The sequence below is a fragment of the Bradyrhizobium sp. 6(2017) genome (assembly GCF_011058295.2).
Classification (GTDB): Bacteria; Pseudomonadota; Alphaproteobacteria; order Rhizobiales; family Xanthobacteraceae; genus Bradyrhizobium; species Bradyrhizobium septentrionale.
Window position 1 is genome coordinate 472,603 of the sequence record NZ_CP049289.2, and the last position, 19,950, is coordinate 492,552.

15 protein-coding genes are annotated in these 19,950 nt (G+C 64.6%); 12 read left to right on the forward strand and 3 right to left on the reverse strand.

What is annotated here, in order from left to right; all coding sequences use genetic code 11:
* Positions 1–35 precede the first annotated feature (35 nt).
* The 5 genes from G6P99_RS02320 (at position 36) to G6P99_RS02340 (ending at position 7,279) form a co-directional block, all read left to right on the forward strand.
* Positions 36–2,996 (forward strand): 2-oxoglutarate dehydrogenase E1 component, encoded by a 2,961-nt coding sequence (locus G6P99_RS02320; protein ID WP_029081329.1) that lies wholly within the window; start codon positions 36–38, stop codon positions 2,994–2,996.
* A gap of 151 nt (positions 2,997–3,147) precedes the next feature.
* Positions 3,148–4,395 carry a 2-oxoglutarate dehydrogenase complex dihydrolipoyllysine-residue succinyltransferase gene (odhB, locus tag G6P99_RS02325; protein WP_165127131.1) on the forward strand — a complete coding sequence of 416 codons (1,248 nt, stop codon included), beginning with the start codon at positions 3,148–3,150 and terminating at the stop codon, positions 4,393–4,395.
* 71 nt (positions 4,396–4,466) lie between these two features.
* Positions 4,467–5,216 (forward strand): SDR family oxidoreductase, encoded by a 750-nt coding sequence (locus tag G6P99_RS02330; RefSeq protein WP_029081331.1) that lies wholly within the window; start codon positions 4,467–4,469, stop codon positions 5,214–5,216.
* Positions 5,217–5,299: 83 nt separating this feature from the next.
* On the forward strand, positions 5,300–6,700 hold the full coding sequence (gene lpdA, locus G6P99_RS02335; RefSeq protein WP_165127133.1) for a dihydrolipoyl dehydrogenase: 1,401 nt from the start codon (positions 5,300–5,302) through the stop codon (positions 6,698–6,700).
* Positions 6,701–6,739: 39 nt separating this feature from the next.
* Entirely contained in the window at positions 6,740–7,279 is a 540-nt protein-coding gene (locus tag G6P99_RS02340; RefSeq protein WP_029081333.1) for a hypothetical protein, read from the forward strand.
* 143 nt (positions 7,280–7,422) lie between these two features.
* Here G6P99_RS02340 and G6P99_RS02345 read toward each other — a convergent pair whose 3' ends face one another.
* Positions 7,423–8,013 carry a DUF4337 domain-containing protein gene (locus G6P99_RS02345; RefSeq protein WP_029081334.1) on the reverse strand — a complete coding sequence of 197 codons (591 nt, stop codon included), beginning with the start codon at positions 8,011–8,013 and terminating at the stop codon, positions 7,423–7,425.
* 162 nt (positions 8,014–8,175) lie between these two features.
* On the reverse strand, positions 8,176–9,147 hold the full coding sequence (locus tag G6P99_RS02350) for a tyrosine recombinase XerC (protein ID WP_029081335.1): 972 nt from the start codon (positions 9,145–9,147) through the stop codon (positions 8,176–8,178).
* 248 nt (positions 9,148–9,395) lie between these two features.
* Between G6P99_RS02350 and G6P99_RS02355 the strand changes: the two genes are divergently transcribed.
* Positions 9,396–11,606 (forward strand): primosomal protein N', encoded by a 2,211-nt coding sequence (locus tag G6P99_RS02355; protein ID WP_029081336.1) that lies wholly within the window; start codon positions 9,396–9,398, stop codon positions 11,604–11,606.
* A 100-nt stretch (positions 11,607–11,706) separates the two neighbouring features.
* Here G6P99_RS02355 and G6P99_RS02360 read toward each other — a convergent pair whose 3' ends face one another.
* Positions 11,707–12,198, reverse strand: a complete 492-nt coding sequence (locus G6P99_RS02360; protein WP_029081337.1) for a septal ring lytic transglycosylase RlpA family protein — start codon at positions 12,196–12,198, stop codon at positions 11,707–11,709.
* Positions 12,199–12,829: 631 nt separating this feature from the next.
* Between G6P99_RS02360 and G6P99_RS02365 the strand changes: the two genes are divergently transcribed.
* From G6P99_RS02365 to G6P99_RS02390, 6 genes are all read left to right on the forward strand, one after another.
* The gene (locus tag G6P99_RS02365; RefSeq protein ID WP_029081338.1) at positions 12,830–13,390 is read left to right on the forward strand and encodes a F0F1 ATP synthase subunit delta; all 561 of its coding nucleotides are present in this window, start codon (positions 12,830–12,832) and stop codon (positions 13,388–13,390) included.
* Positions 13,390–14,919: a F0F1 ATP synthase subunit alpha gene (gene atpA, locus G6P99_RS02370; protein ID WP_029081339.1), complete on the forward strand. Its 1,530-nt coding sequence runs from the start codon at positions 13,390–13,392 to the stop codon at positions 14,917–14,919. Before G6P99_RS02365 ends, atpA begins: the two co-directional genes overlap by 1 nt.
* Before the next feature lie 91 nt (positions 14,920–15,010).
* A complete protein-coding gene (locus tag G6P99_RS02375) occupies positions 15,011–15,889 on the forward strand; it encodes a F0F1 ATP synthase subunit gamma (RefSeq protein WP_029081340.1) in 879 nt (292 codons plus the stop codon).
* A 25-nt stretch (positions 15,890–15,914) separates the two neighbouring features.
* A complete protein-coding gene (gene atpD, locus G6P99_RS02380; protein ID WP_029081341.1) occupies positions 15,915–17,357 on the forward strand; it encodes a F0F1 ATP synthase subunit beta in 1,443 nt (480 codons plus the stop codon).
* A 116-nt stretch (positions 17,358–17,473) separates the two neighbouring features.
* Entirely contained in the window at positions 17,474–17,881 is a 408-nt protein-coding gene (locus tag G6P99_RS02385) for a F0F1 ATP synthase subunit epsilon (RefSeq protein WP_029081342.1), read from the forward strand.
* Positions 17,882–18,085: 204 nt separating this feature from the next.
* Complete coding sequence (locus tag G6P99_RS02390; RefSeq protein WP_029081343.1) at positions 18,086–19,774, forward strand: adenylate/guanylate cyclase domain-containing protein; 1,689 nt, start codon at positions 18,086–18,088, stop codon at positions 19,772–19,774.
* Positions 19,775–19,950: the final 176 nt, after the last annotated feature.

Sequence of the window (19,950 nt, forward strand, 5' to 3'; positions counted from 1 at the left end):
ACGCGCGAACCGAAAAAAATCACCAGGACTGCCCCATGTCTCGCCAAGACGCGAACGCCGCTTTTGCTCTCTCATCCTTCCTGCAGGGTACCAACGCCGCCTACATCGACGACCTCTACGCCCGCTACGAGCAGGACCCGTCGTCGGTCGACACCGAATGGCAGGATTTCTTCAAGAGCCTGAAGGACGCCCCGGCTGACGTCCAGAAGAACGCCGACGGCGCCTCCTGGGGCCGCGACAACTGGCCGGTGACGCCGCGCGATGAGCTGACCTCGGCGCTCGACGGCAACTGGGCCCAGGTCGAGAAGGCGGTCGGCACCAAGCTCGCCGCCAAGGCGCAGGCCAAGGGCGCCGCGCTCTCCGACACCGACGTGCATCAAGCCACCCGCGATTCGGTTCGCGCCCTGATGCTGATCCGCGCCTACCGCATGCGCGGCCATTTCCACGCCAAGCTCGACCCGCTGGGCATCGAGGCGCCGCGCGACCGCGAGGAGCTCGACCCGCGCTCCTACGGCTTCACCGAGGCGGACTTCGATCGCAAGATCTTCCTCGACCACGTGCTCGGCCTCGAATACGGCACGCTGCGCGAGATCGTGCAGATCTGCGAGCGCACCTATTGCCAGACGCTCGGCGTCGAGTTCATGCACATCTCCAACGCCGCGCAGAAGGCGTGGATCCAGGAGCGCATCGAGGGGCCGGACAAGGAGATCAGCTTCACGCCGGAGGGACGCCGGGCGATCCTCAACAAGCTGATCGAGGCGGACGGCTTCGAGAAGTTCTGCGACACCAAGTTCACCGGCACCAAGCGTTTTGGTCTCGACGGCGGCGAATCGCTGATCCCGGCGCTCGAACAGATCATCAAGCGCGGCGGCAATCTCGGCGTGAAGGAGATCGTGGTCGGCATGCCGCATCGCGGCCGTCTCAACGTGCTGACCCAGGTGATGGGCAAGCCGCACCGCGCGCTGTTTCATGAATTCAAGGGCGGTTCGGCCAATCCGGACTCGGTCGAAGGCTCCGGCGACGTCAAGTATCACCTCGGCGCCTCCTCGGACCGCGAGTTCGACGGCAACAACATCCATCTGTCGCTGACCGCCAATCCGTCGCATCTTGAGATCGTCGATCCCGTCGTGATGGGCAAGGTGCGCGCCAAGCAGGATCAGCACGGCGATCCGCCTGACATGCGCATCTCGGTGCTGCCGCTCCTGATGCACGGCGACGCGGCATTCGCAGGCCAGGGCGTGGTGGCGGAATGCTTCAGCCTGTCCGACCTTAAGGGCTACCGCACCGGCGGCTCGCTGCACTTCATCGTCAACAACCAGATCGGCTTCACCACCTATCCGCGCTACTCGCGTTCGTCGCCCTATCCGTCCGACGTGGCGAAGATGATCGATGCGCCGATCTTCCACGTGAACGGCGACGATCCGGAGGCCGTGGTGTTCGCGGCCAAGGTCGCGATCGAGTTCCGGCAGAAATTCCACAAGCCGGTCGTCATCGACATGTTCTGCTACCGTCGCCACGGCCACAACGAGGGCGACGAGCCGGCGTTCACTCAGCCGGTGATGTACAAGCGGATCGCCTCGCACCCATCGACGCTGGAGATCTACGCCAAGCGGCTGGTCGCCGACGGCGTGCTGACCGAGGGCGAGGTCGAGAAGGCCAAGGCCGACTGGCGCGCACGGCTCGATGCCGAGCTCGAAGCCGGCGCTGGCTACAAGCCGAACAAGGCCGACTGGCTCGACGGCAAATGGGCCGGGTTCAAGTCAGCCGATCAGGAAGAAGACGCGCGCCGTGGCGTCACCGGTGTCGATGTCGCCGTGCTCAAGGACATCGGCCGCAAGATCACCAAGGTGCCGGACGGCTTCCGCGCCCACCGCACTATCCAGCGCTTCCTCGACAATCGCGCCAAGGCGATCGACACCGGCGTCGGCATCGACTGGGCGACCGGCGAGGCGCTGGCGTTCTGCACGCTGCTGCAGGAAGGCCATCATGTGCGCCTGTCCGGCCAGGATTCCGAACGCGGCACCTTCTCGCAGCGCCATTCGGTCCTGATCGACCAGGAGGACGAGAGCCGCTACACGCCGTTCAACCATCTCGGCGGCGAGGATACCGGCCACTACGAGGTCATCAACTCGCTGCTGTCGGAAGAAGCGGTGCTCGGCTTCGAGTACGGCTACTCGCTCGCCGAGCCGAATGCACTGACGCTCTGGGAAGCGCAGTTCGGCGATTTCGCCAATGGTGCGCAGGTGGTGTTTGACCAGTTCATCTCCTCGGGCGAACGCAAATGGCTGCGCATGTCGGGCCTCGTCTGCCTGCTGCCGCACGGCTACGAAGGGCAGGGACCGGAGCACTCCTCCGCGCGCCTCGAGCGTTACCTGCAGATGTGCGCCGAGGACAACATGCAGGTGGTCTATCCGACCACGCCGGCGAACTACTTCCACGCGCTGCGGCGCCAGCTGCATCGCGAAATCCGCAAGCCGCTGATCCTGATGACGCCGAAATCGCTGCTGCGTCACAAGCGCGCCGTGTCGCGGCTCGACGAGCTCGGCAAGAACGCCACATTCCACCGCATCCTGTACGATGACGCGCAGATGCTGCCGGACGAGAAGATCAAGCTGGTGCCCGACGACAAGATCCGTCGCGTCGTGCTGTGCTCCGGCAAGGTCTATTACGATCTGTACGAGGAGCGCGAGAAGCGCGGCACCGACGACATCTATCTGATGCGCATCGAGCAGCTGTATCCGGTTCCGCTGAAGGCGCTGGTGCAGGAGCTCGGCCGCTTCAAGAATGCCGAGGTGGTCTGGTGCCAGGAAGAGCCGCGCAACATGGGCTCCTGGCACTTCATCGAGCCTTACCTGGAATGGGTGCTGAACCAGATCCACGCAGCCAACAGGCGGCCGCGCTATGCCGGCCGTCCGGCGTCGGCGGCGACCGCGACCGGCCTGATGTCGAAACATCTGGCGCAGCTCAAGGCGCTGCTCGACGACGCACTGAACTAACGATCTTCACGAACACCATGCCCCGCGAAAGCGGGGCATCCGGTATCCCGTCATCCAGCACAAGCGCTGTCGTCACGGAGTACCGGATCGTTCGCTTTGGCGGCGGTGGCGAGACAAGTTTTATGACCGCAAGGTTATCGGGGAAAAGACCATGACTGAAATTCGCGTTCCAACGCTCGGGGAATCCGTGACTGAGGCCACGATCGGCCGCTGGTTCAAGAAGGCCGGTGAGGCCGTCGCGGTGGACGAACCGTTGGTGGAGCTGGAAACCGACAAGGTCACCATCGAGGTGCCCGCGCCGGTCGCCGGCACGCTCGGCGAGATCATCGCCAAGGATGGCGAGACCGTCGCCGTCGGCGCATTGCTCGGCCAGATCAATGACGGCGCTGCCCCGGCCAAGCCTGCTGCTGCCGCTGCGCCCGCCAAGGCCGCCGCCCCGGCTGCGGCGGCCGCTGCCGCCGCTCCCGCACCGGCTGCGCCCAAGGTGCCGCCGGCGGATGCGCCGCTCGCGCCTTCGGTGCGCAAGCTGTCCGCCGAAAGCGGCGTCGACGCCACCACGGTCCCCGGTTCGGGCAAGGACGGCCGCGTCACCAAGGGCGACATGCTGGCCGCGATCGAGAAAGCCGCCTCGGCGCCGACCCCGGTCAACCAGCCGGCCGCCGCCGTGCAGGTGCGTGCCCCGTCGCCGGCTGACGACGCCGCGCGCGAGGAGCGGGTGAAGATGACCCGGCTGCGCCAGACCATCGCGCGCCGCCTGAAGGACGTGCAGAACACCGCCGCGATGCTGACGACCTTCAACGAGGTCGACATGACCGAGGTGATGAAGCTGCGAGCGCTCTACAAGGACACGTTCGAGAAGAAGCATGGCTCGAAGCTCGGCTTCATGGGCTTCTTCACCAAGGCCGTCGTGCAGGGGCTGAAGGACATTCCCGCCGTCAACGCCGAGATCGACGGCTCTGACCTGATCTACAAGAACTACTATCACATCGGCGTTGCGGTCGGCACCGACCGCGGCTTGGTGGTGCCGGTGGTGCGCGATTGCGACCACAAATCGATCGCCGAGATCGAGAAGGGAATCGCCGATTTCGGCCGCCGCGCCCGCGACGGCCAGCTCAAGATCGACGAGATGCAGGGCGGCACCTTCACCATCACCAATGGCGGCATCTACGGCTCGCTGATGTCGACGCCGATCCTCAACGCGCCGCAGTCCGGCATCCTCGGCATGCACAAGATCCAGGAGCGGCCGATGGTGGTCGGCGGCAAGATCGAGGTGCGGCCGATGATGTATCTGGCGCTGTCCTACGATCACCGCGTGATCGACGGCAAGGAAGCGGTCACCTTCCTGGTGCGCGTCAAGGAGAGCCTGGAGGATCCGGCACGGCTTGTGCTGGACCTGTAAGGTCATTCGCGCGCGGCGTCCGGCTACCTCGGGCGTCGCGTTCTGTTGGGTGCTTACGTTTGGGGATCAATGTGACGGATAAGGTCGTTGTCATCACCGGCGGTAGCCGCGGCATCGGCCGCGCTACCGCGCTTGCTGCTGCCGCGCGCGGCTATCGCATCGTGGTCGGCTATGCGTCCAATCAGGCGGCGGCCAATGAGGTCGTCGCCGCGATCGAGGCCAAGAACGGCAAGGCGATCGCGGTGAAATGCGATGTCGGCAGCGAGCAGGACATCCTGGCGCTGTTCAAGGCCGCAGACAGCTTCGGAACGCTCGGCGCGCTCGTGAACAATGCCGGCATCGTCGGCAAGAGTGGCGTGCGTGTCGACGAGATGTCGGCCGAGCGCATCCAGCAAATGATGGCGGTCAACGTCACCGGCAGCATTCTGTGCGCGCGCGAGGCGGTGAAGCGGATGTCGACCAAGCACGGCGGCGAGGGTGGCGTCATCGTCAATCTCTCCTCGGTCGCGGCGAGGCTCGGGGCGCCCAACACCTATGTCGACTATGCGGCCTCCAAGGGGGCGATCGATTCCTTCACGGTCGGCCTCGGCTACGAAGTCGCGGCTGAAGGCATCCGCGTCGCCGGAATCCGGCCCGGGCTGATCGATACCGACATCCACGCCGCCGGCGGCGAGCCAGATCGCGCGCATCGGCTTGCCCATATGGTGCCGATGAAGCGCGTCGGTGCTGCGGATGAAATCGCCAACGCCATCGTCTGGCTGATCTCGGACGAGGCCTCCTACGTCACCAGCGCGATCCTCGACGTGTCGGGCGGTCGCTAGAGCACGATCAATAGCGGGGAGCTGTCCTTCGGCCGGATAGCGCCCGCCCAACTGTCACAGAGTTTGGCTACAGGACCTCAATCATGGCTTCTTACGATCTCGTCGTCATCGGCACTGGCCCCGGCGGTTACGTCTGCGCGATCCGCGCGGCGCAGCTCGGCATGAAGGTTGCCGTCGTCGAGAAGAATGCGACGCTGGGCGGCACCTGCCTCAATATCGGCTGCATGCCGTCGAAGGCGCTGCTGCACGCCTCCGAGATGTTCGAGGAAGCCGCGCACTCCTTCGCCAAGATGGGCGTCAGCGTCCCGGTGCCGAAGCTCGATCTGCCCGCGATGATGAACTTCAAGCAGCAGGGCATCGACGGCAACGTCAAGGGCGTCGAATTTCTGATGAAGAAGAACAAGATCGACGTGCTCAAGGGCACCGGCAAGATCCTCGGCGCCGGCAAGGTCGAGGTCTCCGGCGACGGCAAGTCCGAGACCGTCGAGACCAAGAACATCGTGATCGCCACCGGCTCCGATATCGCACGGCTGAAGGGCATCGAGATCGACGAGAAGCGCGTCGTGTCCTCGACCGGCGCGCTGTCGCTGGAGAAGGTGCCTTCCAGCTTGCTGATCGTCGGCGCCGGTGTGATCGGGCTCGAGCTCGGCTCGGTCTGGCATCGCCTCGGTGCCAAGGTCACCGTCGTGGAATTCCTCGACCGCATCCTGCCCGGCATGGACGGCGAAGTGGCCAAGCAATTCCAGCGCATGCTGGAAAAGCAGGGTTTTGTCTTCAAGCTTGGCGCCAAGGTCACCTCGGTCGACACCTCGGGCAAGACGCTGCAGGCCAAGATCGAGCCGGCCGCCGGCGGCACCGCGGAAATCATCGAAGTCGACGTCGTGCTCGTCTGTATCGGCCGCGTGCCCTACACCGAGGGCCTCGGGCTGAAGGAAGCCGGCGTTGCGCTCGACAATCGTGGCCGGGTCGATATCGACGCGCACTTCTCGACCAACGTGAAGGGCATCTACGCCATCGGCGACGTCGTGGCCGGGCCGATGCTTGCGCACAAGGCGGAAGACGAAGGCGTTGCCTGTGCCGAGATCATCGCGGGCCAGGCCGGCCACGTGAACTACGACGTCATTCCAGGTGTTGTGTATACCACGCCGGAAGTGTCGTCGGTCGGCAAGACCGAGGAAGACCTCAAGCAGGCCGGCGTCGCGTATACAGTCGGCAAATTCCCGTTCACCGCAAACGGCCGCTCCAAGGTCAACCAGACCACCGACGGCTTCGTGAAGGTTCTCGCAGATGCGAAGACGGATCGGGTGCTCGGCGTGCACATTGTCGGCCGGGAAGCCGGCGAAATGATCCATGAAGCCTGCGTTCTGATGGAATTCGGCGGATCGGCGGAAGATCTGGCCCGCACCTGCCACGCGCATCCGACCCGCTCCGAGGCGATCAAGGAAGCCGCGCTTGCGGTCGGCAAGCGCGCCATCCATATGTGATCGAACATCCGGCATGCCAGCCGGCTAGAGATCATAGCGATGCTGCGCCGCCTGCTTCAGCCGTTCTGGGTCCTGCTTGCGATCATCTTCCTGATCGAGGCCTGGCTATGGGACCACGTCGAACCGATCGTGGCGCGGGTGGTCGCGTGGATTCCGCTGCGCGCGCTGAAGCAATGGCTTGCCGACCGGGTCGATTCGCTGTCGCCGGCGATGACGCTGATCGTCTTCGTCGTGCCGGTCATCCCGCTGTTTCCGCTGAAGCTGGTCGGGCTCTGGCTGTTGGCGAACCAATACTGGCTCAGCGCAGTCTCGCTGATCCTGTTCGCGAAGATCGTCGGCGTCGGCGTGACGGCGTTCCTGTTCGACGTGACGCGGCCGAAGCTGCTGGAGATGCCCTGGTTCGAGGCACTCTATAATTTCGTGATGGGGCTGCGGGCCAAGGCCACCGCGCTGGTCGAACCGGTCAAGCGGCGCATCCTCGAGATGATCCGCGGCGACGGCGACGGCTGGTCGGCGCGCACGCTGCGCCTGATCGCACGCTTCCGCAAAAGCGTGCACGAGACCAGCAAGGTTCTTTGATCAAGGCTTTCCGTTCCGTCATCCTGAGGAGCGCGCATTGCGCGCGTCTCGAAGGATGCACGGCCAGGCCGGTGGCCGTCGATCCTTCGAGACGCCGCTTCGCGGCTCCTCAGGATGACGGTCAAAAAGGGGAGCCTTGCGCCTCAATGCAGATGCAGCAAATGAGGCTGGAACAGGCCGAGCAGCGTCATCACGATGCCGGCCAGCGTCACCAGACCCGACACCCAGGCCAGCGCGATGATGCCCGTGATGATCGTCGCTGACGCCAGCACGATAGCGATCTGGAAGGCGGCGGAGGCCAGCTCGAAATGATGATACTTCGCGGTGGCCTCGTCGCGCTCATGCTCGGCGTGCTTGGCGCGTTCGGCGAGCTGCTCTGAACCCTCGCCGGTCTCCGGCTCCGAACGATAGCGCGCCGCGGTCTTCTGCCAGTCGTCGATCTGCTTCTGCAACGCAGCCTTCGTCGCCTCGTCGGTGGTGGTCGCGAGGTTCAGCTTGCCCTGTTCGGCCGCGATCTGCACGGTGGTGCGACGGATGCTCTTGGCCTGGAAGAAGGCCCAGAGGTTGGACGCCTCGACGTTCTTGCTGATCGATTCGGTCTGGGCGCCCTTGCCGAGCGTCTCCGACAGCGCCAGGCAGAGCGCGATCACGGCGATCAGGAGTGCGATCTTCTTGTTCTCACCCGACGCATGCTCGGCATGCTCCGCGTGCTCCATACTTTCATGTGCGCTCATGATTCCCCTCCGGATGAGACCGCGCCACGATTGCCGAATGCAGCGCACAAGGCAAGGGGCGGGCGGTTTGTGGCAGCCGTATGAAATATGAACGGCGCAAGATGAACGGCGCATTGATAGGGAGCGAAGCCCGCGCTGTGTTCTGAACTCAGATCCGGGCGTTCAGCCGCGCGGGTGCGCGGAGCGATAGACTTCAAGCAGGCGCTCGCTGTCGATGCCGGTGTAGATCTGCGTGGTCGACAGCGATGCGTGGCCGAGCAATTCCTGGATCGCGCGCAAATCGCCGCCGCGGCTGAGCAGATGGGTGGCGAAGGAATGCCGCAACGCATGCGGCGTCGCGCTGTCGGGCAGGCCGAGCGCGCCGCGCAGCCGCTCCATGGTGAGCTGGATGATGCGCGGGCTTAAGGGGCCGCCGCGGGCGCCTACGAACATCGGCCCGGTCGGGCTGAGCTGGTGCGGGCAGATCGCTGCGTAGTCCGCGATCAATTGCAGCACGTTCTGCAGCACCGGCACCATGCGGGTTTTGTTGCCCTTGCCGGTCACGACAAGCACGTCGCCTTCGCCCGGCTTCGGCACGTCGCGGCGCTTCAGGCCGAGCGCCTCGGAGATGCGCAGGCCCGAACCGTAGAGCAGCGCCATGACAGCGGCGTCACGCACCAGAATCCAGGTCTCGCGGGCTTCATCAGCGCGCTCGTCGGCGTCGGCAAGGCGCTTCGCTGCCTCGATATGGATCGGCTTGGGCAGGCTCTTCGCCACTTTGGGCGCGCGGATCGCCGACAGCGCGCCGACCTTGCCCTTGCCTTCGCGTTCCAGGAAACGTCCGAACGAGCGCAGCCCCGCCAGCGCCCGCATCAGCGATCGCCCGCCGATCTCGTCTGCGCGGCGCATCGCCATGAAGGCGCGCACATCGCTCGCCTCGAGCGCGGAAAATGCCCTGAGCGTGACGCGCGCGCCCCAGTGCCCGGCCAGGAAGGTCAGGCATTGGCGCACATCGCGGGCGTAGGCCTCGAGCGTCTTCGGCGACAGCCGCCGCTCCGCGCGCAGATGCGACAGCCAGCGCGTCATCTCCTGCGTGACTGATGCGTCGGCGCAGTCGAGCTCGAGCGGCTGGGTGGGTTGGTCGGTCCGGGCCATGTCTTGAGCGGCCATGTCTTGAACGGCCATGTCCTGAGGGCTATTGGCGCTGCGATTCTCCTGATTATATCGCACTGCCTTCGTTTACCGTTCGCTAAAGCGGCGCAGCGGTGTTAGAGCGTTTTCGAGCGAAGTGGGCACCGGTTCGCGTGAAGAAAACGCGTCAAAACAAGAAGCTAGAGCTTCGGTTCTGATTTAATCAGAACCCAAAATGCTCTAGCCCGATCGGGTTTCAAAGATCTGATTCAATGGACCACGCCACGCGCCCCGGCCCAGCCTCTGCATCGACGACGGGCGTCGTCGACGTGCTGGTGCCTGTCGCGCTGAACCAGACCTATTCCTACCGCGTGCCGCGCGGCATGGAGCTTGCGCCCGGCGATGTGATCTGCGTTCCGCTCGGGCCGCGCGAGGTCGTCGCGGTGGTGTGGGCCGAGAACGCCAAACCCGATCCGCGGCTGCACAACCGGCTCAAGGACGTCAGCGAGAAGCTCGATGTTCCCCCGCTGAAGGCGGAGCTGCGCCAGCTCGTCGACTGGGTCTCCAATTACACACTGTCGGCGCGCGGCATGGTGCTGCGGATGACGCTGCGGATGGGCGAAAATCTCGGGCCCGAGCGGATGCGTCTCGGGGTGCGCCTGGTCGGTGAGCCGCCGCGGCGCCTGACACCGGCGCGCCGGCGGGTGATCGAGGTGCTGTCGGACCGGTTGCTGCACGGCAAGTCGGAGGCGGCGCGGGAGGCCGGCGTCAGTTCCGGCGTGATCGACGGGCTGGTCGACGAAGGCACGCTGACGGTCGAGGCCATGCCACCGCCGGCGGCGCCACCCGTTCCGGATCCCTCTTATGCGCAGCCGGATTTTTCGCGCGAGCAGCGCAGCGCGGTCGACGTGCTGCGGACGCTGGCTGCCAGCGGCAGCTTTCACGTCGCATTGCTCGACGGCGTCACCGGTTCCGGCAAGACCGAGGTCTATTTCGAGGCGATCGCCGAGAATATCCGCCGCGGCAAGCAGACGCTGATCCTGATGCCGGAAATCGCGCTGACCGGCCAGTTCCTCGACCGCTTTGCGCAGCGCTTCGGCGTGCGGCCGCTGGAATGGCATTCGGAGCTCACGCCGCGCACGCGGGCGCGAAACTGGGCTGCGATCTCCGAGGGCAAGGCGCCGGTCGTGGTCGGCGCCCGCTCGGCGCTGTACCTGCCCTATGCCGATCTCGGCCTGATCATCGTCGATGAGGAGCACGACCAGGCCTACAAGCAGGACGAGGGCGCGCATTATCACGCGCGCGACATGGCGGTGGTCCGCGCCCATATCGCCAAGATCCCGATCGTGCTGGCGTCGGCGACGCCCTCGGTCGAGAGCGAGGTCAATGCGCGCAAGGGGCGCTACCAGCGCGTGGCGCTGCCGTCGCGGTTCGGCGGCCAGCACATGCCGCATATCGAGGCGATCGACATGCGCCGCGCACCGCCGCCGCGCGGGCGTTTCATCTCGCCGGTGCTGGCCGAGCAGATTCGCCATGCGATCGAGCGCCGCGAACAGGCGCTATTGTTCCTCAACCGCCGCGGTTACGCGCCGCTGACGCTGTGCCGCGCCTGCGGTCACCGCTTCGCCTGCACGATCTGCGATGCATGGCTGGTCGATCATCGTTTCCGCCAGCGGCTGGTCTGCCATCACTGCGGCTTCTCGATGCCGCGCCCGAACATCTGCCCGCATTGCGCGGCCGAGGAATCGCTGGTCGCGGTCGGTCCCGGCGTCGAGCGCCTGCAGGAAGAGGCCGCAAGTATCTTCCCGGAGGCCCGCACCATGGTGCTGTCGAGCGATCTCATCACCTCGATCGAAACCATGCGGAGCGAGCTGAACGAGATCGCCGAGGGCCGCGTCGACATCATCATCGGAACACAGCTGGTGGCGAAGGGGCACAATTTCCCGCGGCTCAATCTGGTCGGCGTCATCGACGCCGATCTCGGCTTGAGCAATGGCGATCCGCGCGCCGCCGAGCGGACGTTCCAGCTGTTAAACCAGGTGGTCGGCCGTGCCGGCCGCGACCAGGGCCGTGGCGTCGGCTATCTGCAGACGCACCAGCCCGAGCATCCCGTCATCAAGGCCTTGATCGCCAATGACCGCGAGGCGTTCTACGCCAGCGAGATCGAGATTCGCGAGCGCACCGGCTATCCGCCGTTTGGCCGGCTGGCGAGCCTGATCGTCTCCGCCGGCGACCGTCCGACGGCGGAAGGCTTTGCGCGCAAGCTCGCCGCGGTCGCGCCGCTCGATGAGCGGATCCAGGTGCTCGGCCCCGCCGAGGCGCCGCTCGCGGTCATCAAGGGCCGCTATCGCTTCCGCCTGCTGGTGAAGTCGCTGCGCAATGTCGACCTGTCGCAATATCTGCGCGAATGGCTTGAGGCGGGCCCGAAGACCAAGGGCAATCTGAAGCTCGAGGTCGACGTCGATCCGCAGAGTTTCCTGTAAATTTGCCTGCAAAGAAAAAGCCTGCCGTCATTCGCGACGGCAGGCCCTTTGACGCACGAAGCAGGCCTCGCGGCGGGTACGCAACGCTTACTGAACGCGCTTAGGAGACGACCTCGGCGGTGACGCGGCCGACGCCGGCACCGGTCAGGCCAATGGCGCGCGCTGCGCCGGTCGAGAGGTCGAGCACGCGGCCGCGGATGAACGGGCCACGATCGTTGATGGTGACGACGACGCTGCGGCCGCCATGGGTGACGCGGAGCTTGGTGCCGAATGGCAGCGAGCGGTGGGCCGCGGTCATGGCGTTCTGGTTGAAGCGCTGGCCGGAAGCGGTGCGGCTGCCGGATTCATTGCCGTAGAAGGAAGCCATCCCCGAGAACGAGTGGCCGCCGGACGGCTGGATCGATGCATTGGCGTCGCGCCAGGACGAGCCTTCGGCGCGGGCGTGGTGATGATGGTGGTGGCGATGATGGTGGTGCCTGGACTTCGCGGACGCCTCCGTCACGGTGCCCCCGACCAGAAGAGTTGCGGCTACAAAAGCGAGCGCCGTACGCGAGCGGGTACCATTGCCCGCCGCCTTCTTGATATTCAGCATTGATAAGACCCTCAGACAGTATTGCCGCTAACACGGCAAGTGGAACCCCCGTCCCTTCGTTGACCAATGCCGTTTGGTTTCGCAATGAGGCACGAATTGGGCAGTAAATCCCGTTTGTCTCGTGTTGAAATATCTTGTTACCGCTTCGGGGTATTCGAGCGAGGTTCCGTAATCTTGCCTGTTAACCAATTTTTAACGATAACTATACTCATGAATACTGATTAGAGGAGCGCTGGTAAGTTTTCGGTAAGTAATCGCCAAATGAAGCGGACGCCCGTTTTGGGTTCCCTGCGCGAGGAACCATGGGCCCATGCAGATTTTCGATGGAACAAATCTGCGGTGACCTGAATCGGTGTCGGCGGGACGGATTTCCGCGCGCCGAATTTTCATGATTCGGCGGCTCGCTGCGGTCGCCAAAAAGCGCATGCGACAAGGCGGCTTGCACGATGCCGTCATGTTGCACCTGCGCGATTGCTATGTTAGCAAAGCCGCGATTTTAACGATCCCGGCACGTCCTGTGCCGGTCGAAAATCGAAGTCCCGCTTGAATTCCAAGGGCTTGGATCGCTAGGCGCTGCTTTGGTGGCGACGGTTTTTCCCTTGCGAATTTGACAGCAAAAAAGAGCGAGCTCGTGGCTGCTGAAGATCCGTCCGTTTCGGGAGTGTCCGGTCGTTACGCAACGGCCCTGTTCGAGTTGGCGCGCGACGAGCAATCCGTCGATCAAGTCAGGGCCGACCTCGACAAATTCGAGGCCATGCTCAACGAGAGCGCCGATCTCAAGCGTCTCGTCCGCAGCCCGGTGTTTTCCGCGGACGCCCAGCTCAAGGCGCTGACCGCGGTCCTCGACAAGGCCGGTATCTCCGGCACGTCGGCCAAATTCCTCAAGGTGCTCACCGCCAATCGCCGGCTGTTCGCAATTGCCGATGTGATCCGCGCCTATCGCGCGCTGGTGGCGAAGTTCAAGGGCGAGGCGACTGCGGAAGTCACCGTCGCCGAGCAGCTCAATGACAAGAATCTCGACGCGCTGAAGGCCGCACTGAAATCAGTGACGGGTAAGGACGTCGCGCTTAACGTGAAGGTCGATCCCTCCATTATCGGTGGCCTCGTGGTCAAGCTTGGCAGCCGCATGGTGGATAGTTCGCTTCGCACCAAACTCAATTCGATCAAGAACGCGATGAAAGAGGCAGGCTGATGGACATCCGCGCCGCAGAAATTTCTGCGATCCTCAAGGACCAGATCAAGAATTTCGGCCAGGAAGCCGAAGTCACCGAAGTTGGCCAGGTGCTGTCGGTCGGTGACGGTATTGCCCGCGTCTACGGTCTCGACAACGTTCAGGCCGGTGAAATGGTCGAGTTCGAGAACGGCACGCGCGGCATGGCGCTCAACCTCGAAACCGACAACGTTGGTATCGTGATCTTCGGCGCCGACCGCGAAATCAAGGAAGGCCAGACCGTCAAGCGCACCCGCGCCATCGTGGACGCGCCGATCGGCAAGGGCCTGCTCGGCCGCGTCGTCGATGCGCTCGGCAACCCGATCGACGGCAAGGGCCCGATCCAGGCGACCGAACGCAAGCGCGTCGACGTCAAGGCGCCCGGCATCATTCCGCGCAAGTCGGTGAACGAGCCGATGGCCACCGGCCTGAAGGCGATCGATGCGCTGATTCCGATCGGCCGCGGCCAGCGCGAGTTGATCATCGGTGACCGTCAGACCGGCAAGACCGCGATCGCGCTCGACACCATTCTGAACCAGAAGCCGCTCAACGCCCAGCCGGACGAGAACCTCAAGCTGTATTGCGTCTACGTCGCGATCGGCCAGAAGCGCTCGACCGTCGCGCAGTTCGTCAAGGTGCTCGAAGAGCAGGGCGCGCTGGAATACTCGATCATCGTCGCGGCCACCGCGTCCGATCCGGCTCCGATGCAGTACATCGCGCCGTTCACCGCCTGCACGATGGGCGAATACTTCCGCGACAACGGCATGCACGCCGTGATCATCTATGACGACTTGTCCAAGCAGGCCGTCGCCTATCGCCAGATGTCGCTGCTGCTGCGCCGCCCGCCGGGCCGCGAAGCCTATCCGGGCGACGTGTTCTACCTGCATTCCCGCCTGCTCGAGCGTGCGGCGAAGCTCAACAAGGACCACGGTTCGGGCTCGCTGACCGCGCTGCCGGTCATCGAAACCCAGGCCAACGACGTGTCGGCCTACATTCCGACCAACGTGATTTCGATCACCGACGGCCAGATCTTCCTGGAAACCGACCTGTTCTTCCAGGGCATCCGTCCTGCCGTGAACGTCGGTCTGTCGGTGTCGCGCGTCGGTTCGTCGGCACAGACCAAGGCGACCAAGAAGGTAGCCGGCAAGATCAAGGGCGAACTCGCGCAGTACCGCGAGATGGCGGCGTTCGCGCAGTTCGGCTCGGACCTCGACGCCTCGACGCAGCGCCTGCTCAACCGTGGCTCGCGCCTGACCGAGCTCCTGAAGCAGCCGCAGTTCTCGCCGCTGAAGATGGAAGAGCAGGTCTGCGTGATCTGGGCCGGCACCAACGGCTATCTCGATCCGCTGCCGCTCAACAAGGTGAAGGCGTTCGAGGACGGCCTGCTGTCGCTGCTGCGCGGCAAGAATGCCGACATTCTGGATGCGATCCGCACGAGCCGCGATCTGTCCGACGACACTGCCGCCAAGCTCAAGACGGCCGTCGAAGGCTTCGCCAAGACGTTTGCATAACGAATGGGACGTCGCCCGGCTCGCCGCCGGGTGTGACGAACGGAGGCTTGCGGTCTGACCGTTGTGGTCGGATCGCCGGGGTGAACGAAGAATGGCGTCACTAAAAGACATGCGGGTCCGCATCGCCTCGACCAAGGCGACGCAGAAGATCACCAAGGCCATGCAGATGGTCGCAGCCTCGAAGCTGCGCCGCGCGCAGAACGCCGCCGAAGCGGCGCGGCCTTATGCCACCAAGATGGATGCGGTGATTTCCAACATCGCCGCCGCGGCCAATGGCTCGCCCGGCGCCCCGGCGCTGCTCGCGGGCACCGGCAAGAACGACGTGCACCTGCTGCTGGTCTGCACCGGCGAGCGCGGCCTGTCCGGCGCATTCAACTCCGCCATCGTGCGGCTGGCGCGCGAGCGGGCACAGTCGCTGCTCGCGCAGGGCAAGGAAGTCAAATTCTTCTGCGTCGGCCGGAAAGGCTACGAGCAACTGCGGCGGACCTTCGAGAAGCGCATCGTCGAGCATCTCGACCTGCGTTCGGTGCGCCAGATCGGCTTCGTCAATGCCGAGGACATTGCCCAGAAGGTGCTGGCGCGGTTCGACGCCGGCGAGTTCGATGTCTGCACATTGTTCTACTCGCGCTTCCAGTCGGTGATCGCGCAGATCCCGACCGCGCAGCAGATCATTCCGCTCGAGGTGGTCGCACCCGCGGCCAGTGCGGCCCCCGCCACGTCCTACGAATACGAGCCTGAAGAAGACGAGATTCTCGGCAGCCTGTTGCCGCGCAACCTCGCGGTGCAGATCTTCCGCGCGCTGCTGGAGAACAACGCCTCGTTCTACGGCGCGCAGATGAGCGCGATGGACAGCGCGACGCGCAACGCAGGCGAAATGATCCGCAAGCAAACCCTGATTTACAACCGGACCCGTCAGGCCCAGATCACGAAGGAGCTGATTGAAATCATCTCCGGCGCTGAGGCGGTCTAAGGCAGATTTCGAAGGAGAACAGTCCATGGCTACAGCAGCCAACCAGAACGGTCGCGTCACCCAGGTCACGGGCGCCGTGGTCGACGTGCAGTTCGAAGGCCACCTTCCGGCGATTCTGAATGCGCTCGAGACCAAGAATGGCGGCAATCGCCTGGTGCTCGAAGTCGCGCAGCATCTCGGCGAGTCGACGGTGCGTACCATCGCGATGGATATCACCGAGGGTCTGGTTCGCGGTCAGGAAGTGACCGACACCGGCGAGCCGATCCGGGTGCCGGTCGGCGAAGGCACGCTCGGCCGCATCATCAACGTGATCGGCGAGCCGATCGACGAAGCCGGTCCGATCAAGTCCGAAGGCCTGCGCGCCATCCATCAGGAAGCGCCGACCTACACCGACCAGTCGACCGAAGCCGAAATCCTCGTCACCGGCATCAAGGTCGTCGATCTTCTTGCTCCGTACGCGAAGGGTGGCAAGATCGGCCTGTTCGGCGGCGCCGGCGTCGGCAAGACCGTGCTGATTCAGGAACTGATCAACAACGTCGCGAAGGCGCACGGTGGTTATTCCGTGTTCGCCGGCGTCGGCGAGCGGACCCGCGAAGGCAACGACCTCTATCACGAGTTCATCGAATCGAAGGTCAACGCCGATCCGCACAATCCGGATCCGAGCGTGAAGTCGAAGTGCGCGCTGGTGTTCGGCCAGATGAACGAGCCGCCGGGCGCCCGCGCCCGCGTCGGCCTGACCGGTCTGACGGTTGCCGAGCACTTCCGCGACCAGGGCCAGGACGTGCTGTTCTTCGTCGACAACATCTTCCGCTTCACCCAGGCGGGCTCGGAAGTGTCGGCGCTGCTCGGCCGTATTCCTTCGGCGGTGGGTTATCAGCCGACGCTCGCGACCGACATGGGCGCGCTGCAGGAGCGCATCACCACCACCCAGAAGGGCTCGATCACTTCGGTGCAGGCGATCTACGTGCCGGCCGACGACTTGACCGACCCGGCGCCCGCCACCTCGTTCGCGCACTTGGACGCCACCACGGTGCTGTCGCGCGCGATCTCGGAAAAGGGCATCTATCCGGCGGTGGATCCGCTCGACTCGACCTCGCGCATGCTGTCGGCGCTCGTCGTCGGCGACGAGCACTACAACACCGCGCGCATGGTCCAGCAGATTCTGCAACGCTACAAGTCGCTGCAGGACATCATCGCCATTCTCGGCATGGACGAACTGTCGGAAGAGGACAAGCTGACGGTCGCCCGCGCCCGCAAGGTCGAGCGCTTCCTGTCGCAGCCGTTCCACGTCGCCGAAGTCTTCACCGGCTCGCCGGGCAAGTTCGTCGACCTCGCCGACACCATCAAGGGCTTCCGCGATCTCTGCCAGGGCAAGTACGACCATCTGCCGGAAGCGGCGTTCTACATGGTCGGCACCATCGAAGAAGCCGTCGAGAAGGGCAAGAAGCTCGCCGCCGAAGCGGCCTAAGCTTTGGGATGTCGTCATCGCCGGGCTTGATCCGGCGATCCATCGCACCAGAAGCATTTTGACTGATGGACCCGCGGGTCGAGCCCGCGGGTGACAGCGCAAAGAACGGAAAGACCATGGCCACCTTCCACTTCGATCTCGTCTCTCCCGAAAAGCTCGCCTTCTCCGGCGAGGTCGATCAGGTTGACGTTCCCGGCGTGGAGGGTGATTTCGGCGTGCTCGCCGGACATGCGCCCGTCATCGCCACGGTTCGTCCGGGCATCCTGACGATCAGGGCCGCCGGCAAGCGCGAGAGGGTGATCGTGCTCGGTGGTCTTGCCGAGGTCTCGGACAAGGGCCTCACTGTGCTTGCCGACGTTGCGACCGCGATTGAGGACCTCGATCGCGCGAGGTTCGCCGAGACAATCACCGAGATGCAAGAGAAGCTCGCCGAGAAGGAGGGCTTCGAGCTCGACAACGCGATCGAGCGGCTCGATCACTTCAAGAGCATTCAGCACGAGCTCAACGCGACGGCTATGCACTAAGGCGCGATTGCCTGGTCGCGATCGCGCCATTGCGTCCGGGTGAGCCGGACCTCCTTGTGAAATCGCTCACACTTTTCCAGTCATCGGCCAGGAAACTTGAACAATTCAACGCTCGCCGCAGCTTGGCGGGCGCTGAATGCTTATTGCGCCTGCGAGCGTCTGGCGGCATTCTGCCCGCTATATTTGGGTCCGGGGCTGGTGCTCATGAAGCGCAAGATCGCGGCGATCTTTGCGGCCGATATTGCAGGCTATAGTCGATTGGTTGCCGAGGATGAGGAAGAGACGCTGCGGCGGCTCGCCTCCTACCGGCAAGTCACCGACGATTTCATTGCGAAATGCGGCGGCCGCATCTTCAACACCGCGGGCGATGCGGTGCTTGCGGAATTCCCCAGCGCCGTTGAAGCCGTGCGCTGCGCGATCGACATCCAGGAAAGCCTGCGCACGCGCAACATGGCGTATCCCCCAAGCCGGCAGATGGCGTTTCGAATCGGCATCACCATCGGCGACGTCGTCGAGCGCGACGGCGATCTGCTCGGCGATGGCGTCAATATCGCCGCGCGGCTCGAGGGCCTCGCCGAGGTCGGCGGCATCTGCATATCGCGCGCGGTGCACGAACAGGTCGCCAACAAGCTGTCGGTGCAGTTCGCCGACATCGGCGCGCAGGAAGTGAAGAACATCCCGACCCCCGTGCACGCCTATATGGTGGCGATGCGGCGCGAGGACGGCACCTACGCGACGCCTCAGGTCAAGAAGCCGGTCAAGGCCGCCCCTGCGGGTGCGCCGGCCTGGATGTGGCCCGCCGCCATCACCCTGGTGCTGTTGGCGGCGATCGGCGTCGGCGGCTTCCTTACCTACACCAAGCTGGAAACGTCGGCGACGAAGCCCGCTTCGGTGGCGAGCTCCACTCCGACATCCGCGCCCGCGGCATCCGCTTCGCCGGCGCTATCGGCCGCACCGTCGCCATCAGCATCGACGGCGCCGTCTGTCCCGGCGAAACCTGCGCCTGCGCCCAATCTGGCCGCGCCGGCCTCTCCGGTGCCACCGTCACCGCCACCTTCGATCGCATCGGGCGATAAGTTCGTTGCCGACAGCACCCCCTTCGTCAGCGACCGCACACGCAGCGCGCTGGCGACCGAATATTTGCCCGCAGGCGATTCCAAGGCGGTTGCCCTCAACATCAACGGCTTCGTCGGATGGAGCGTGGCGCAGCCGAGCGAGGACGCGGCGAAGACGGCGGCACTCGAGCTGTGCCAGAAGCGCGCCGACAATGCCAACTCGCCGCGCAAGTGCGAACTGTACGCCGTCGGCAACACCGTCGTGTATGCCCATGGCCAGCCTCCGCTGCCGCCGTTGCCATGGGTGAAGCGCGACGCGCTGGTCGAGAAGCCGTACGCCACCAAGGACGTTCCGCTGCTGCGCGACCCGGCCAGGGCCCGGCTCGACAACCTGTTCGTGCCGGGGCGCAAGACGCGGACCATCGCGCTCGGTCCGGGCGGGCAATTCTTCTTCAATTCAGGCATCGATTCGCTCGAGGAATCGGCGCGCCGCAACCTGCAAGCCTGCGGCGCGGTCGCGGGCGTGCCCTGCACGATCGTCGTGGTCGACGATGTCTTCGTGGTGTCGATTCCGACCACGTTGCGTGTCACGGGTTTCTTCAGGGCCGCGGATAGCTCGGTCATCGCGCCGGGCGAACGAAATGAAGTTGCACGGAAGCTCGCCGATGCGACGGCGGGTTGGAATGCGATCGCGGTCGGCGCGCAGGGACGGCCGGGGCTCGGATTGAAGGCCGCCAACGAACAGACCGCGGTGAATTCGGCGCTTGGCGAGTGCGTCAAGCGTGACAGCGATTGTCGTGTCATCGCGATCGGTCCGTTCGCGGTCGGCCCGAACTAAAGCATGATCCGGAAAAGTGCGAAGCGGTTTTCCGAAAAGATCATGCTCAAACAAAGGGCCAAAGCGCGATGACGATCCAACCCTATCTCATCGCGCTGCAGGACATGATCCGGAAACTGTGAAGCAGTTTACAGCGAGAATCGTGCACAAATGACAAGTTGCGGCGCGATGACGAA

What these genes read in the sequence shown, in the direction of transcription:
- G6P99_RS02345 (WP_029081334.1), bottom strand. Translation starts at nt 8,013, where the DNA reads ATGAGCGCACATGAAAGTATGGAGCACGCGGAGCATGCCGAGCATGCG.
- G6P99_RS02355 (WP_029081336.1), top strand. Translation starts at nt 9,396, where the DNA reads ATGGACCACGCCACGCGCCCCGGCCCAGCCTCTGCATCGACGACGGGC.
- G6P99_RS02320 (WP_029081329.1), top strand. Translation starts at nt 36, where the DNA reads ATGTCTCGCCAAGACGCGAACGCCGCTTTTGCTCTCTCATCCTTCCTG.
- G6P99_RS02385 (WP_029081342.1), top strand. Translation starts at nt 17,474, where the DNA reads ATGGCCACCTTCCACTTCGATCTCGTCTCTCCCGAAAAGCTCGCCTTC.
- atpA (WP_029081339.1), top strand. Translation starts at nt 13,390, where the DNA reads ATGGACATCCGCGCCGCAGAAATTTCTGCGATCCTCAAGGACCAGATC.
- G6P99_RS02350 (WP_029081335.1), bottom strand. Translation starts at nt 9,147, where the DNA reads ATGGCCCGGACCGACCAACCCACCCAGCCGCTCGAGCTCGACTGCGCC.
- G6P99_RS02375 (WP_029081340.1), top strand. Translation starts at nt 15,011, where the DNA reads ATGGCGTCACTAAAAGACATGCGGGTCCGCATCGCCTCGACCAAGGCG.
- atpD (WP_029081341.1), top strand. Translation starts at nt 15,915, where the DNA reads ATGGCTACAGCAGCCAACCAGAACGGTCGCGTCACCCAGGTCACGGGC.
- lpdA (WP_165127133.1), top strand. Translation starts at nt 5,300, where the DNA reads ATGGCTTCTTACGATCTCGTCGTCATCGGCACTGGCCCCGGCGGTTAC.
- G6P99_RS02360 (WP_029081337.1), bottom strand. Translation starts at nt 12,198, where the DNA reads ATGCTGAATATCAAGAAGGCGGCGGGCAATGGTACCCGCTCGCGTACG.
- G6P99_RS02340 (WP_029081333.1), top strand. Translation starts at nt 6,740, where the DNA reads ATGCTGCGCCGCCTGCTTCAGCCGTTCTGGGTCCTGCTTGCGATCATC.
- odhB (WP_165127131.1), top strand. Translation starts at nt 3,148, where the DNA reads ATGACTGAAATTCGCGTTCCAACGCTCGGGGAATCCGTGACTGAGGCC.
- G6P99_RS02390 (WP_029081343.1), top strand. Translation starts at nt 18,086, where the DNA reads ATGAAGCGCAAGATCGCGGCGATCTTTGCGGCCGATATTGCAGGCTAT.